This is a genomic window from Pseudomonas sp. S2_B07, assembly GCF_054668435.1.
In genome coordinates this window covers 455,281-469,976 of sequence record NZ_CP162769.1, presented here as the reverse complement: position 1 = coordinate 469,976, position 14,696 = coordinate 455,281, and the positions used below count along the sequence as shown (strand labels likewise).

Annotated in this window: 17 protein-coding genes; 9 read left to right on the top strand and 8 right to left on the bottom strand. The window is 60.5% G+C overall.

Annotation, left to right across the window (positions count from 1 at the left end):
* Positions 1-47: 47 nt before the first annotated feature.
* From AB4N43_RS02220 to AB4N43_RS02210, 3 genes are all read right to left on the bottom strand, one after another.
* A complete protein-coding gene (locus tag AB4N43_RS02220; protein ID WP_222586741.1) occupies positions 48-248 on the bottom strand; it encodes a protein DnrP in 201 nt (66 codons plus the stop codon).
* Entirely contained in the window at positions 245-928 is a 684-nt protein-coding gene (locus AB4N43_RS02215) for a Crp/Fnr family transcriptional regulator (protein WP_222586740.1), read from the bottom strand. The genes AB4N43_RS02220 and AB4N43_RS02215 overlap by 4 nt, the downstream gene beginning before the upstream one ends.
* Before the next feature lie 127 nt (positions 929-1,055).
* The gene (locus AB4N43_RS02210; protein WP_452626589.1) at positions 1,056-1,280 is read right to left on the bottom strand and encodes a hypothetical protein; all 225 of its coding nucleotides are present in this window, start codon (positions 1,278-1,280) and stop codon (positions 1,056-1,058) included.
* Positions 1,281-1,411: 131 nt separating this feature from the next.
* Between AB4N43_RS02210 and AB4N43_RS02205 the strand changes: the two genes are divergently transcribed.
* Together AB4N43_RS02205 and AB4N43_RS02200 are read left to right on the top strand one after the other, a co-directional pair.
* Complete coding sequence (locus AB4N43_RS02205; protein ID WP_452626590.1) at positions 1,412-2,602, top strand: NnrS family protein; 1,191 nt, start codon at positions 1,412-1,414, stop codon at positions 2,600-2,602.
* 25 nt (positions 2,603-2,627) lie between these two features.
* Complete coding sequence (locus AB4N43_RS02200) at positions 2,628-3,068, top strand: hypothetical protein (RefSeq protein ID WP_348128353.1); 441 nt, start codon at positions 2,628-2,630, stop codon at positions 3,066-3,068.
* A gap of 75 nt (positions 3,069-3,143) precedes the next feature.
* On the opposite strand, the gene ytfE is transcribed toward AB4N43_RS02200, so the two are convergent.
* Complete coding sequence (gene ytfE / locus AB4N43_RS02195) at positions 3,144-3,818, bottom strand: iron-sulfur cluster repair protein YtfE (RefSeq protein WP_222586737.1); 675 nt, start codon at positions 3,816-3,818, stop codon at positions 3,144-3,146.
* 155 nt (positions 3,819-3,973) lie between these two features.
* On the opposite strand from ytfE, the gene norR reads away from it, so the two are divergent.
* From norR to ubiT, 7 genes are all read left to right on the top strand, one after another.
* Positions 3,974-5,503 carry a nitric oxide reductase transcriptional regulator NorR gene (gene norR / locus AB4N43_RS02190; protein WP_222586736.1) on the top strand — a complete coding sequence of 510 codons (1,530 nt, stop codon included), beginning with the start codon at positions 3,974-3,976 and terminating at the stop codon, positions 5,501-5,503.
* A 72-nt stretch (positions 5,504-5,575) separates the two neighbouring features.
* Positions 5,576-6,223, top strand: coding sequence for a pyridoxamine 5'-phosphate oxidase (pdxH, locus tag AB4N43_RS02185; protein ID WP_222586735.1), 648 nt, complete (start codon positions 5,576-5,578; stop codon positions 6,221-6,223).
* Between the two features lie 173 nt (positions 6,224-6,396).
* Positions 6,397-6,951 (top strand): molybdenum cofactor biosynthesis protein B, encoded by a 555-nt coding sequence (gene moaB, locus AB4N43_RS02180; RefSeq protein ID WP_452626592.1) that lies wholly within the window; start codon positions 6,397-6,399, stop codon positions 6,949-6,951.
* On the top strand, positions 6,948-8,183 hold the full coding sequence (locus AB4N43_RS02175) for a molybdopterin molybdotransferase MoeA (protein WP_452626593.1): 1,236 nt from the start codon (positions 6,948-6,950) through the stop codon (positions 8,181-8,183). Before moaB ends, AB4N43_RS02175 begins: the two co-directional genes overlap by 4 nt.
* A 76-nt stretch (positions 8,184-8,259) precedes the next feature.
* Positions 8,260-9,255 carry a ubiquinone anaerobic biosynthesis protein UbiU gene (ubiU, locus tag AB4N43_RS02170; protein ID WP_149629724.1) on the top strand — a complete coding sequence of 332 codons (996 nt, stop codon included), beginning with the start codon at positions 8,260-8,262 and terminating at the stop codon, positions 9,253-9,255.
* Between the two features lie 10 nt (positions 9,256-9,265).
* Positions 9,266-10,156: a U32 family peptidase gene (locus tag AB4N43_RS02165; RefSeq protein WP_452626594.1), complete on the top strand. Its 891-nt coding sequence runs from the start codon at positions 9,266-9,268 to the stop codon at positions 10,154-10,156.
* The gene (gene ubiT, locus AB4N43_RS02160) at positions 10,150-10,620 is read left to right on the top strand and encodes a ubiquinone anaerobic biosynthesis accessory factor UbiT (RefSeq protein ID WP_222586732.1); all 471 of its coding nucleotides are present in this window, start codon (positions 10,150-10,152) and stop codon (positions 10,618-10,620) included. Before AB4N43_RS02165 ends, ubiT begins: the two co-directional genes overlap by 7 nt.
* Positions 10,621-10,801: 181 nt before the next feature.
* Here the strand turns inward: ubiT and AB4N43_RS02155 are convergent, their stop codons facing one another.
* The 4 genes from AB4N43_RS02155 to AB4N43_RS02140 form a co-directional block, all read right to left on the bottom strand.
* Positions 10,802-11,200 (bottom strand): putative zinc-binding protein, encoded by a 399-nt coding sequence (locus tag AB4N43_RS02155; protein ID WP_222586731.1) that lies wholly within the window; start codon positions 11,198-11,200, stop codon positions 10,802-10,804.
* 74 nt (positions 11,201-11,274) lie between these two features.
* Positions 11,275-11,949: a Crp/Fnr family transcriptional regulator gene (locus tag AB4N43_RS02150; protein ID WP_282482941.1), complete on the bottom strand. Its 675-nt coding sequence runs from the start codon at positions 11,947-11,949 to the stop codon at positions 11,275-11,277.
* An 86-nt stretch (positions 11,950-12,035) separates the two neighbouring features.
* Positions 12,036-12,683 (bottom strand): two-component system response regulator NarL, encoded by a 648-nt coding sequence (gene narL / locus AB4N43_RS02145; protein WP_046047384.1) that lies wholly within the window; start codon positions 12,681-12,683, stop codon positions 12,036-12,038.
* Positions 12,680-14,482: a HAMP domain-containing protein gene (locus tag AB4N43_RS02140; RefSeq protein ID WP_452626595.1), complete on the bottom strand. Its 1,803-nt coding sequence runs from the start codon at positions 14,480-14,482 to the stop codon at positions 12,680-12,682. Before AB4N43_RS02140 ends, narL begins: the two co-directional genes overlap by 4 nt.
* Positions 14,483-14,696 lie beyond the last annotated feature (214 nt).

Here is a 14,696-nt window from a genome sequence, read left to right as displayed (position 1 = left end):
GCAGCCGAACGCAGGCTTCGCCAGCTGCTACAGGGGACTGTGTGTCTTCAGGAGATGCTGCGTGGCAGCCAGAAAAACATCGTCACGCAGAAAATCGTCAGGCCGATGCAGAACCACATGAATTGGCGCAGCCGGCGTTCTCCCGCCTGTGCGGCGAATGCCGGCAGGGGCATGCCGCATTGGCGGCACTCGGTTTCTTGTGCGGGGTTGGCGTGTTGGCAATATAAACAGACGGGCATGGCACTCACTCGAACTGTTCCAGACGCAGACGATCGAGAATGGCGATCAGGCGGCCGTCCTGGGTGATGATTTTTTCATCGATCAGGCGACGGATGATCCGCGAAAAGGTTTCCGGCTGGATCGACAGATGTCCGGCAATCAATTGCTTGGCCATCGGCAGTTCGAATTGGCTGTCAACGGTTTGCTGGCGCACCAGTTGCGTCAGCAGATAGCGCACGACCCGGTGGGTGGCGTTTTTCAGGGACAGGGTTTCGATTTCGTTGACCCGTTGGTGCAGGCGAACGCAAAGCTTGCCGAGCAGTGCAAAGGTCAGCCGGCTATTGCTCTGCAGCAGGCGCATGTAGGTGTTGTTGGATAACCGATAGAGCTGAGTCGGGCAGATCGCTTCGGCCGAGGCCACATAGTTCGGGGTGTCCATCAGCATCATCGCCTCGGCAAAGGTTTGCCGATCACCAATGACCTCAAACACTTTCTCCTGCCCATCCGGTGTCAGGCGGTAGATTTTCACCGCCCCGGCAATCACGAAATAAAACGAGTCTGCCGGCTCGCCCTGGCGGAACAACGGTTCGCCTTTGTCGATGCTCAACAAGTGGCTGGTACTCATCAATTCATCCAGCTGTTCTTCGTTCAACGGCTCGAACAAGTGATGACTGCGCAGAATCTGGTGATGGACGCGATGAAGCACCATAAGAATTCATCCTGAAGATTGAGGAGGGGATGGCGGTCAAGTCAAACGAGGCCCAGCGAGACGCCGCTGGCCAACGCCAGAACCGAGGTCAACACCACAAACCAGGCCAGTGGCTGGATGACTTTTTTCATGACGACTCCTGGGGATCGAGAGGGATCAAGGCTTCTTTGATTGCTGAAAGCTTGAGCAAGACGCGGGCCATGCCCGGAGGCCTTTGTTTATTAGGCTTGTCAGATAGGAGGGTAAAAAAGACCACGAAGTTTAGGGTTTTAAAGACCATTAAGGGGTCATTTATACCCTGAATGGATTTCATCGGCGGCACGCGAGGCTTGCTACTGGCGCGGATCAGCATCGGGGCACGCCCCTTGCACACTTGATCTGCGACAAAGGCAATTGATCGTCAATACCCGATGATTGCCCCCGGACTTACCTTGACGCGTGCGGGTTGGCGTCAGGTCAGCAGCAAGGTAAAGGAGTGGCTTTATGCAAGTGCTTGACCGCCGTAAAGCGATGGCTATCGCGCCGCTGTTACGTTTGGCCTTTCGGCCATTTTTCCTGGCTGGCTGCCTGCTGGCGGTGCTGGTCATTCCGCTCTGGCTGGCCGCCTTCAGTGGTGGGCTTTCCGTCTGGCAGCCGGCGGGTGGCTGGTTGGGCTGGCATCGACACGAATTGCTGTTCGGGTTCGGCTTGGCGATCATCGCGGGCTTTCTGCTGACGGCGGTGCAGACCTGGACCGGTCGTCCCGGCATCAGCGGGCGACCACTCGCCGCGCTGGCGTTGCTGTGGTTGTTGGTGCGCGTGGCCTGGCTGGTCAATGCACCGTTGCCCGTGCTCGCGGTGCTGGAATTGGCGTTCCCGCTGGCGGTGGCCGCGCTCATGGGTTTCACCTTGTGGAAGGTGCGGCAGAAACGTAACTACCCGATTGCGGTGGTGCTGCTGTTGTTAACGGCGGCCGACGGGTTGTCCCTGTACGGCCTGGTCGAAGGTCATGAAGGCTTACAGCGTCAAGGCGTACTGACCGGCCTCTGGCTGGTGGCGGCGATGATGGGCTTGATCGGCGGGCGCGTCATTCCGTTCTTCATCCAGCGCGGCCTCGGCAAGGTCGAAGGCGTTACTCCTTGGCCCTGGCTGGATTGGCTGCTGCTGATTGGCTCACCGATGGTGGCGTTGTTGTACGCCGCCGGACCTGCGCTTGACCCCAATCTAGGGGTGGGCCTGTTGTTCGCCGTGTTGGCCGCCGGGCATCTGGTACGCCTGGTTCGCTGGCATGATCGCGCCCTCTGGCGTGTGCCGCTGCTGTGGTCGTTGTACCTGGCTTATGCCTGGTTGGCGGTGGCCTGTCTCGCAATGGCGCTGTGGCATTTCGGTGTGCCGATTAACCCGAGTCTGGCGGTGCATTGCCTGACCATCGGCGCCATGGGTGGCTTGGTGCTGGCGATGATCGCGCGGGTCAGCCTGGGGCATACGGGCCGCTCGCTGGAGCCGCCGTCGGGCATGACTCTGGCGTTCATTTTGCTCAACCTGGCGTGCTTGAGCCGGGTCGTGTTGATCTTGTTCTTTCCCTTGCCTGCGTTGTGGCTGGCCGGTCTGTGTTGGGCGCTGGCGTTTGCGCTGTATGCCTGGCGCTATGGGCCGATGCTGCTGCGGGCCCGGGTGGACGGTCATCCAGGCTAAGCAAGTGAATTGATGGAGGCTGCCGGTGTTATATCCCTTTTTACTGGTCACCCACTTGCTGGCGGCGATTGCCTTCATCGGCACGCTGTTTTTCGAGGTGGTGATCTGGCACAACGCCCGCCAGCAGGTGGCGGTTACCGCGCAAACGAGCGCCGATCAAGCGATTGCAGTGCGTTCACGCAAGGTGCTGCATGGCGTGGTGTTGCTGTTGTATGGCGCCGGCATCAGCTTGGCGTGGCAACACCGTGGTGTATTGAGTCAGCCGCTGGCGAGCAGTTTTGGCACGTTGCTGAGCCTGAAGATCTTGCTGGCCCTGAGCATCATCGGCCATTACTTCCTGCTGGCGTATTGGCTGAAAAGCGCACGACTGACCACGACCCGCGCCAGCTGGATTCGCCGCAGCATCCTCGGGCACATGGTGTTGATCGTGATCCTGGCCAAGGCCATGTTCTATTGGCACGGTTGATCGCCCGACATCCCAGACAGACAAAACCCGCGTCAACCGATGGGCTGGCGCGGGTTGGGTGTGAGCGGCAATCGATCAATGGCGAGGTTTAAGGGCGTTGACAAACAACACGTTGTTTTCCAGATGGATGTGTTGCATCAGGTCATCACGAAACTCCAGCAGCCCACGATAAAGGGCGCGCCAAGTGTTACAGGCATCGGCCGGCGGGGTGATGTTGTTGGTCAGCGCGAGCAACCTCTCCAATGCTTCGCCATGTTGATCATGTTCAAAGCGCAGCACCTGGATCGGCGGGGCAGCTTGAGGGCCGATGCCCTGTTGCAGCATCGGGAAGAGCACTTGTTCTTCCTTGAGCATGTGGCCTTCGAGTTCTTGTTGCATGTCGGTCAGCAGATCGGCCAGGCCGTTGGGGCAGCTGCTGCGCGCACCGTGGACCTGCTCGACGCGACGGGCCAGGCGAATCAGTTCCGGCAGTTGCTCGCGATGGCGGGCGTGGTAGCGGGCCAGAAGATGGGCGATCAACAGTTCCGACGGTTCGTTGCGCCAGTCGTGTTGGGTTTCGCCGGTGTCTTGCAGTCGGTGCAGCGCATCGGCGATCAGGGCCGGATCGAGGTCTTTGCCAGCGGCTGCTTCGCGCAGGCTTTTATGCCCGCCACAACAGAAGTCCAGTTTGAAGGTGTGGAAAATCCGCGTGGCGCCGGGAATGTCGCAAGCCAGTTGGCCGAGGCTTTGTTCCAGTAGGGTCAGGCTCATCAGGGGTTCCTTGTTTGGATTTCAACGGTTCCCCAAGTTCATTGCACCCGGCATGCCATATTTAACGTGTTGAAAAATATCACTTATTTTTTAGTTGTGGTGATAGGCACCCGGACGCATTAGGGTGAATCCAACCATAGAGGGTAATAACTACCATGCTGCGTGAAAGCCTGGCGGCCGACCTGATTGTCGAGTTGCCCAATGCTGTGCGGTTGCAACGACTGGTCCAGACCCTGCGCGAGTACTTCAACAGTGGCGCCGTGGGATTGCTGCGTCTGGATGACGACAGCCTCAGGCCGGTCGCGACGGTGGGGCTGGTGCATGAAGCGTTGGGCCGCCGGTTTGTCATCGCCCAGCATCCGCGGCTGGCGGCGATCATGGCGTCGCGCGAACCCACCTGGTTCGAACCCGACAGTCGCCTGCCGGACCCCTATGACGGCTTGCTCGACAATCACGCCGGCGAACCGATGCCAGTGCATGACTGCATGGGCGTAAGCCTGTATGTGGAGGGGCGGATCTGGGGCGCTATCACCCTTGATGCGCTGCACGCCGGGACCTTCGACAGCCGTGCGCGGGAAGAACTCAAGCGCTGCACCTTGCAGATCGAAGCCGCCGTGCGAGTCACCCGGCTTGAGCAGGAAAACCGCAGCCTGCGCTTGTCCCGCAGCGATATTCAAGACGTGCGGCGGCCAGCGGATGAGGGCGAAATCCTCGGGCAGAGTGAGGTGCTGCATCAGTTGCTCAATGAACTGGACGTACTGGCCGATTCCGAGCTGCCGGTATTGCTGCTGGGCGAGACCGGCGTCGGCAAAGAATTGTTCGCAAGGCGCTTGCATCGTTTGTCGCGCCGCAGTCATAAGCCGCTGGTGCAGGTCAACTGCGCCGCGTTGCCGGAGTCTCTGGCAGAGAGTGAATTGTTCGGCCATGTCAAAGGCGCATTTTCCGGCGCCACCAGCGACCGTGCCGGACGTTTCGATGCGGCCAACGGTGGCACGCTGTTTCTCGACGAAGTCGGTGAGTTGCCATTGGCCGTGCAAGCGAAGCTGCTGCGCACCCTGCAGAACGGCGAGATCCAGCGCCTCGGCGCCGACAAACCGTTGCATGTCGATGTGCGAATCATCGCTGCGACCAACCGGCACCTGCCGGACAGCATCCGCGACGGCTTGTTTCGGGCCGATCTGTATCACCGGCTCTCGGTGTACCCGGTGCCGATTCCGCCGCTGCGCGAGCGCGGTAACGACGTGTTGATGCTGGCCGGGCATTTCCTTGAACTCAATCGGACGCGGCTCGGCCTGCGCGGTTTGCGTCTGTCGCCGGCGGCCGAGCGAGTGCTGCTGACTTACAGCTGGCCGGGCAACGTGCGCGAGCTGGAGCATGTAATCAGTCGAGCCGCGTTGAAGCAGCTCAGTCGCGGCAGCAGTCGCACGCTGATTATGACGCTGGAGCCCGAGATTCTGGACCTCGACAGTGCCATGGCCGGGCAGGGCGCGGTCGTCGAAAGTCCCCTGGACGTGACGGCGGATGAGCCGTTCCAGCCCTTGGGTGAAGCGGTCGACGATTACCAGCGCAAAAAGATTCTCCAGGCCTTGAGCCTGTCCGGGGAGAACTGGGCCAGCGCCGCGCGGATTCTGGAAGTCGATCCCAGCAACCTGCACAAACTGGCTCGGCGTCTGCGTCTCAAATAAGGTTGATGGTGGTCAAGGTGGTCTTGCGCAGTACATCGCACACTGGGCAGAACATTTTTGGAGATCACCGTCATGCCCCTTTCCCTGGCACAGATGCGCCGCAACTACACCCTTTTTGGCCTGCAAGACGAGTCGGCGCTGGACGACCCGATGGCGATGTTCCGGCAATGGCTGCAACTGGCCCGCGACACCGAGCGTGCGCCTGTCGAAGCCAACAGCATGGTGTTGGCGACGGTCGACAGTGAAGGGCGCCCGCACTGTCGCGTCCTATTGCTCAAGGGGTTTAGCGATGAAGGCTTCACCTTTTTCGGCAATTACCAGAGTGACAAAGGCGAGCAACTGGCCGTTAACCCGCATGCGGCCATGACCTTTTTCTGGCCGGGGCTGGAGCGTCAGGTGCGCATCGAAGGCCAGGTCTCCAGGCTCGACCCGACGCTATCGGATGCGTACTACGATTCCCGCTCACAGGACAGTCGCCTGGGCGCCTGGGCTTCACCGCAAAGCCGGCCGCTGGCCAATCGGGCCGAGCTTGAATCGCTGTTGATACAAACCACCCAGCGTTTTGCCGGCAAGACCGTTCCGCGGCCCGAGCATTGGGGCGGTTACTGCCTGCACCCTGAACGTCTGGAATTCTGGCAGGGCCGTGCCGACCGCTTGCATGACCGTCTCGATTACCGTTTGCGCGATGGCGCATGGCAACGCAACCGCTTGGCGCCTTGAATAGATCGAGTAGCAATGGAGAACAATGTGGGAGCAAGCTCGCTCCCACAGGTTTTGTGTGCGCTACACAATCTTCTTATGTCCCTGACGAGGTACCTCCTTGGAGGAATAGGCTCACTGCGGATTCCGGTTCAGGCTTTGTCCCATACCCTCATTTACGGGAAGGCTTGGATATGGCCCATCTGGCGCAACGCACGTTTGAACCCCTGAACATTGCCGTGCTGACCATCAGCGATACGCGCACCTTTGACACCGATACCTCGGGGCAGACCCTGACGGATTTACTGCAAACGGCCGGGCATGTGTTGATCGATCGTGGTCTGGTCAAAGACGACATTTATCAGATCCGCGCCAAGGTCTCTCACTGGATCGCCGACCCTCAGGTTCAAGTGATACTGATGACCGGCGGCACCGGCTTCACCGCGCGCGACAACACACCGCAAGCGGTTTTGCCGTTGCTGGACAAACACGTGGAAGGCTTCGGTGAACTGTTCCGTCAGGTGTCCCTGGCGGAAATCGGCATGTCCAGTTTGCAGTCACGGGCATTGGCCGGGATGAGCAACGGCGTGCTGGTGTGCTGCGTGCCGGGTTCGCCGGGCGCGTGTCGAACCGCCTGGAACCAGATCCTGCTCGAACAATTGGACAGCCGCACAGGCCCGTGCAATTTCGCCCCGCATTTGAAACCGCAAGTGCAACGGGTCATCGACGCCTGCGAGACACGCTCATGACTGGCCGGGTGTGTGACCTTGGCAGCTTGATGCCGGTAGACGAGGCCATCAGCCGCTTACTGAATCAGGCACCGCCGCCGCCCCTGGCGCAAAAGATCGGACTGGAGCAAGCCTTGGGGCGGGTGCTGGCAGCGGACATTCATTCCCCTGTCAACCTGCCGGCCTGGGACAACAGTGCCATGGACGGTTATGCCCTCAGGGCCGCAGACCTGCCACCGGACGGTGGCTATTTGTCGATTGGCGGACGAATTGCAGCGGGGGATCAGGCGTGCTCGCCCTTGCTCGCGCAGCAGGCGGTGCAGATCTTTACCGGCGCGCCATTGCCGCCGGGTGCCGACACGGTGGTGCCGCAGGAGCGCTGCCGGATCGATGGCGAGCGCGTCTGGTTCCCGCCCGTAACCGCGGGCGATCACGTACGCAAGGAAGGCGAGGAGGTTCGCCGGGGAGACCTGTTGCTCCAGACCGGCAAACGCCTGCGTGCGCAAGAAGTGGGGTTGCTGGCCGGCGCTGGCATTGCGCGGGTCGAGGTCTATCGACCGTTGCAGGTGTGCTTGCTCAGCAGCGGCAATGAACTGCGTGAGCCGGGCGATCCATTGGCGCCCGGGCAGATTTACAACAGCAATCGTTACTGCCTCGCGGCGTTGTTGAGCGGTTGGGGCGTCGAAGTGCATGACTATGGCGTCATGGCCGATGAGTTGGCGGCCAGCCGGCATGCCTTGAGCCTGGCGTCCTCGGAATGCGACCTGTTGTTGAGTTCTGGTGGCGTCTCGGTGGGCGAGGAAGATCACCTCAAACAGGCCATCGAGGAACTCGGCAGCCTGGACTTCTGGCGGCTGGCGATTCAGCCGGGTAAACCGCTGGCCTTTGGCGAAGTGGCCGGCAAACCCTGGATCGGCATGCCGGGCAATCCTTCGGCAGCGCTGATTACCGCGTTGGTGGTGGTGCGTCCGTTCCTGCTCAGGGCCCAGGGCGTGCAAGACGTGTTGCCGGTGCCATTGGCCGTGCCCGCCGGGTTTGACTGGTTGCAGCGCAACAAACGTAGGCAGTACCTGCGGGCACGGTTGACGCCGGGTGCTGACGGCCAGCTCAGTGTGGAGCTGCACCCTCAGCAAAGCTCGGCGATGTTGACGGCCGCGTGTTGGGCCGACGGGCTGGCGGTGATCGAGTGCGAGCAGCAAGTGCTCAAGCACGACAACGTGATGTTCCTGTCCTTCGCCGACCTGATGCATTGATGGCAATTGATTGCCGTCAAGGCTCTGCCTGCCGGTCTCGCTAGACTGGCAGCGCGTTTTTCCATGAGGATTACCCATGCAACTGGTCTGCCCGGCAGGGAACCTGCCTGCGCTGAAAGCGGCGGTGCGCGAAGGCGCCGATGCCGTTTATGTCGGTTTTCGCGATGACACCAATGCCCGGCATTTCGCGGGGCTGAACATGGACGACAAACAGTTCGACGCGGCGGTCGCTCACATCCGCCAGCATCAACGCAAACTCTACGTCGCGGTCAACACGTACCCGCAACCCAAGGGCTGGGAACGCTGGCAGCGGGCGGTCGATCGTGCCGCCGATTACGGCGTGGATGCGTTGATTGCCGCCGACCCCGGGGTGCTCAACTACGCCAGCCAGCGCCATCCGCAATTGGCGTTGCATCTGTCGGTCCAGGGTTCGGCAACCCACGCTGCGGCCCTGGAGTTTTATGCGCAGCGCTACGGGATTCGTCGCGCGGTGCTGCCGCGGGTGTTGTCGTTGGCGCAAGTGCGTCAGGTCGCCGCGAGCAGCCCGGTGCCCATCGAAGTCTTTGGCTTCGGCAGCTTGTGCATCATGGCCGAAGGGCGTTGCCATCTGTCGTCCTACATCACCGGCGAGTCGCCGAACCTGTGCGGCGTCTGTTCTCCAGCCAAAGCAGTGCGCTGGAGCGACGACGCCGACGGCTTGAGTGCACGGCTCAGTGAAGTGCTGATCGACCGTTACACCCCTGATGAGCCCGCCGGTTACCCAACCCTGTGCAAAGGCCGTTTCCTGGTCGGCGGCAAACGCTTTCATGCGCTGGAAGAACCCACCAGCCTCGACACCCTGGATTTGCTGCCGGAATTGACGGCCATTGGCGTTGAGGCGGTCAAAATCGAGGGCCGGCAACGCAGCCCGGCCTATGTCGAACAAGTCACCCGCGTCTGGCGCGCCGCACTGGATGCCCATCGTGGCTCGCCGGGCAGTTTTCGGGTCAAGGAGGAATGGCGCCGGGTGCTGGCCGGTTTGTCCGAAGGCAGCCAGACCACCCTGGGTGCTTACCATCGATCATGGCAATGAGGGAGGCGACATGAAGCTCAGCCTGGGACCGGTCCTGTTTTATTGGGACAAAGAGCAACTCAGCAATTTTTACGCCGAGATGTCGGCTTTACCCCTGGATGTGATTTATCTGGGGGAAACCGTGTGCTCGAAACGCCGGGCCTTTTCACTGGATCAATGGCTGGGGCTGGGGCGCGAGTTGCAGGAATGCAGCCAGGCACAGTTGGTGATCTCCAGCCTGACGCTGATCGAAGCGGCGTCCGAGCTCTCCAGCCTGCGGCGGCTCTGCGACAACGGCCAATTGCTGGTGGAGGCCAACGACATGGGCGCGGTGCAGTTTTTGGCCGAGCGCAAGTTGCCGTTCGTGGGCGGCCCGGCGCTGAATGTGTACAACGGTCATACGCTGGCGCAACTGCTGGACTGCGGGATGACCCGTTGGGTGCCGCCGGTGGAATGCTCGGCGGCGTTGATTGGCGATGTGCTTGATCAGGTGCGCGAACTTGGCCGTGAGGTGCCGGAAGTCGAGATCTTTGCCTATGGGCATTTGCCCTTGGCTTATTCCGCACGCTGCTTCACGGCCCGAGCGGAAAACCTGCCCAAGGACGATTGCCGGTTTTGCTGCCTCAACTACCCCGACGGCCTGCCTCTTACCAGTCAGGAGGGGCAGGCGATGTTTACCATTAACGGAATACAAACGATGTCGGCCGAGGTGACCAATCTGCTGGCGGACTACGCCGGGTTGGTGGCCTGTGGGGCCGATGTGTTGCGTCTGAGCCCTCGCGCTCAGGGCATGGCCGAGGTCATTGGCGCCTATCAACGGGTTCGTCTGGGCGAGACACCGCCGCTGTTCGTCGACGGTTGTAATGGCTACTGGCATGGCCAGGCCGGCATGTTGCGCGTCGAGGAGGTCGGCCTGTGTTGAACCGAAAAAAGTGGCTGCTGAAAGGCGCCGACCGGTTACTGCCGCTGGTGCGTCGAGTGCCCTTTGCGGTGCAGCGCCTGGCGTTGCAGCAGGCGCTCAATCGCTGCCTCGCCGAGCCTTTGCGCGATGGTGAATTTGAAGTGTTGCGCGGGCGTTGGTTGTGCCTGCGGATCCCGGACCTGGGGTTGACCTGGTTCTTGACGCTGACCCGTCAAGGGTTGCGAATTGCTGAACACGCCACGGCGCATGTGACTATCAGCGGTAACTGGCGAGAGTTTTTATTGCTGGCGAGTCGTCAGGAAGATCCGGACACGTTGTTCTTTCGCCGGCGTTTGGTGATCGAGGGTGATACGGAGTTGGGGTTGGCGTTGAAGAACCTGATCGACAGTCTTGATCCTGATGTATTGCCGGTGTGGTTGTGGCGCAATCTGGAGCGGGCGGGGAAGGGGTTGGCGGCGGGATGACCATAGATGTGGGAGCGAGCCGCCTCGCTCCCACATTTTGATGAGTGTGTCCGCAATATTTGTGCCCAACGCATAACCCTGTGGGAGCGGGCTTGCCCGCGATGGCGGTTGTACATTCAACATTGATGTCGGCTATTCCACTGCTATCGCGGGCCCGCTCCCACAGGGTTTTTGTTGTTCTTCAGGCCATCGTTTCCTGGCGGTTTTCATGCTGCCGAGCATCACTCGCAATTCGTTGCCTGATCTCTTCAAACAACTCATCACTCTCTGCCTGCGTGCAGTCCTCGCCATAGCGCTTACGCAACCCGTAATGGCTAAGAATCAAATGCACATCCGCGTGCAGACCATGCTGCTTCAAGCAGTTTTCAACGCATTGCAGCGGGCAACCGTCCAGCGCAAAAATCCGCCGTCCCGAGCGTGCCTTGTTGACCAACGCCGCCACATGCCCGCCGACCCCGACGATGCAGGACATTTCCGCCAGGCCGCTGCGATCAAGCCGCACGGCCAGGGTATTGGCCAGTTGGGCGACGTTGGAGCAGCCTGAGCAGGAGTAAATCAGGGGCAAGGTTGAACGGGACATGAGCGCTCTCCATGGGTGGACTTCTTCAGTGTGCAAGGCCGGTGGCATTGCGCATTGACTGCGGTCAATTCCGTCTATTGGAAGGCCGCGAGATCCTCTTCGGCGAGGATGCTGATGTTGCGTCGTTCCATCGCGATCAGACCGCTGTCCACCAGGCGGTGCAAGATCCGCGAAAAGGTTTCCGGCTGAATACCCAGCTTCGAGGCGACCAGGCGTTTGGACACCTGCAAGACAATCAAACCGCTGACCGGGTTGCGCTCCTGGAACAGAAAATTGATCACCCGCCGGCTCGCGCTGGCCATGGTCAAGGTGTCGATGTCCCGCAGACGCAGGTGCAAGTGCACACTCATGCTCGCCAGGATCGCCAGGCAGACTTTCGGCTGGTCTTCCAGGGCGTTGCGGTAATGGCTGCCTTCGATACTCACCAGCACGCTGTCCTTCAGCGCCGTGGCGCTCACCGGGTAGAGACGGGCCTGGCTGAACAGCAACGCTTCGGCAAAGGTCTGGCCGGGCTGAATGATCTCCACCAGGTTTTCCTGACCTTCGCCGGTAAGCCGGTACAACTTGATCTGGCCGCTGACCAGCAGGAAAAAGCGCTTGGCCGGATCCCCTTGGTGCATGAGCGTGCTGTGACAGCTCAGGCGCTTGAGCATCGCCAGGCCGCAGACTTCCTCGAAGATTTTCTCCGGCAGTTGGCTGAACAGATGGTGACGACGCAACGTTAAAACGATGGAAGGGTGGGTCAGCATGGCGTACCTCCGCTGACGCTCATAGTAGAGAGCGCGAGCCGGATGACCTATGCCTCTGCCGGCCTACCTCTAAAGAGGCATGCTCCTCAGCCCGCATTGCGCAAGTGCTCCATGGCCCACACCGCCGCCTCAACCCGAGAGCGCAAACCGAGTTTGTGCAGCAGGTTTTTCACGTGAACCTTGACCGTGCCTTCGGTGATGCCCAGCTTGTGCCCGATAACTTTGTTGCTGAAGCCGCTGGCGATGGTTTTCAGCACCTGACGTTCACGCTCGGTCAGTTCCACCACGGTCTGGCGCTGTGGTGAACGCAGTGCCTGGGCCATGACTTGGGTCAGACCCGGACTGATCACCAATTCGCCGTTCAAGGCATTGCGGATGTACTGAATCAACAGTTCGGGTTCCATGTCCTTGAGCAGGTAGCCGTCGGCATCCAGACGCAATGCGTCGCGAATATCGTCTTCGGCATCCGAGACCGTAAACAGCAGCACCTTGCCGGTGTAGTGCATCGCCCGTAATTGGCGCAGGGTTTCAATGCCATTCATCAGCGGCATGTTGTTATCGAGCAACACCAGATCCGGTTGCAGCGGCTCGATCAGACTGAGTGCTTCTTCGCCGTTGTTGGCTTCACCGACGATCAGGAAATCATCTTCGAGTTCGAGCATCTGGCGGATGCCGTGACGCATCATCGGGTGGTCGTCGACCAGCAGGATGGTGTGTTGCAGGGACGGGTTCATGTGGCGCTACCTTCTGTTTGCTGCCCGAGAAACTCCGGTTGGAATTCCAGTTGGACGAGGGTGCCTTGCGGCTCCCTGGACATTATTTTGAGTTGACCGCGCAAGCTGCGGGCCCGCTCATCCATGATTTTCAGGCCGTGGTGTTCGCGCTGGTCGACGTCGCCGCTGAAGCCACGCCCGTCGTCTTCGACGACGAGCCTCACGGTTTCACCGTCCTGACGCAGTTGCAGCCAGGCGTTTTGCGCGTGGGCGTGGCGTAGGCAGTTGGAGAGCGCTTCGCGGGTGATCTGCAAGATGTGGATTTGCTCGCTGGCCGATAACTGAAAGGCCAGCGCGTCGACGTGCAGGTGTACCTGGAATTCCCCGCGCCTGGAAAACTCCTCGGCGGTGTCCTTGAGCTCCTGCACCAGTCCCGCATCGTGAATCTGCAGGCGAAAAGTGGTCAGCAACTCGCGTAACTGACGGTAGGCATTGTTCAGCCCTTCGCGCAGTTCGGCGGTGACGTTTTCCAGGGTTTCGATCGGTTCGCCACGGCGCATCAGGGTTTGCAGGCGGCTGACTTGCAGCTTCATGTAGGACAGGGCCTGGGCCAGTGAGTCGTGCAGTTCGCGGGCAATGATCGTGCGCTCGTCGAGCAGCAGCAGGCGATGATCCTGTTCCCGTTGGCGTTTGAGCGACAGCGAGGTGCCGATCAGATTGGCCAGGGCCTGGATCAATTGGGTTTCCCAGGCTTGCGTCGGGTGCCCGTCGACAAAGTGCGCCTTGAGTTCACCCAGTTCACTGCCCTGATTGCTGATGCTGAACGTTTGCGGGCTGGCTTTATGGTGCTTCTGACACGTGGCGCAATCACTGCTGGCGCAGACTTCCCGGATGTTCGCGCCGTGGAGGGCGAGCAACTGCTGGGCCGGTGCCTGCATTTGTCCTTGCAGGCACAGCGACAGACGCAAGCCGGGCAAGCGTTGCTGGAAGCGTCGGATCAACTCATCCAGCCCTTCGGCATTGGCCAGGCGTGTGGCCAGGCTTCGACTGCTTTGGTACAGCAACTCGAGGGCGGCATTAGCTTGTTGCAGGTTCAGGGTTTTTTGCTGGACCTGACTCTCAAGGGTGCGATGCGAGTCTTCGATCGTCTCGGCCATGGCGTTGAAGCTCGTGGCCAACTGGCCCAGTTCGTCCTGGGACTGATGATTGACCCGCACCTTGAAATCGCCGCGACGAAAGCGCTGGGTCGCGTCCACCAACTCTTTCAAGGGCATGACGACCCCGTACTGCAATTCGTAGAGGCCAATCAGCAGGACGAACAGGGTGGTGAACAAGGCCAGGCCCTGGATCAACTGTTGCCAGCCTTGCTTCTGTTCGCTTTGGCGCTGCAACAGGTTGACGAACTGGTTCAGTTGTTCAACGAAGGGCAGGGCCTGGACCTGAAAGTAGGCGGCATCGCCGCGCTCCAGTGCCGGGTGCAAATCCTCGTCCCATTGCTGCTGGATTTGCCCGTAGCTGATTTGCAGGGCGGCGCTTGGGCCATCCTCCAGCACCGCCTTGAGTGACTGGCTGGTGAGTCGGGTTTGCAGGCTGTCGGTGATGGCGGCGATTTCTTCGTCGGTTGCCCCCGCGGCCAGTTCCCAGCTCAGGTGGTAAGTCTCCATGCGCACCGAGCCTGCGGTGTTGATGGCGGCCGCATCGCCCTGGCTGAACCAGGCGATCAGTCCGGCGCTCAACGAACTGGCGAGAGCGAGCACGGCGATCAGGATCACGGCTAGCCCGGCGCGAGCGGGCAGGGAGCTGCGCAACCAGCGAATCATCAGCGCAGGTCCCGGAAAAAATCATGAAAACAGAGCACGTGGAGCTCCAGGAAGGGGTTTTGTCGCCGATCCCGGGCGCGCTACCTCTAAAGAGTTGTCGACTGATCCTTGTCAGCAAAAACCTTGGCAGAAAACCTTAAGACGCTGATAAACAAACGGTTTTAGGGTTTTCCTGTACTACCTCCTTAGAGGTAGACCGCACAAGCATAGGCCT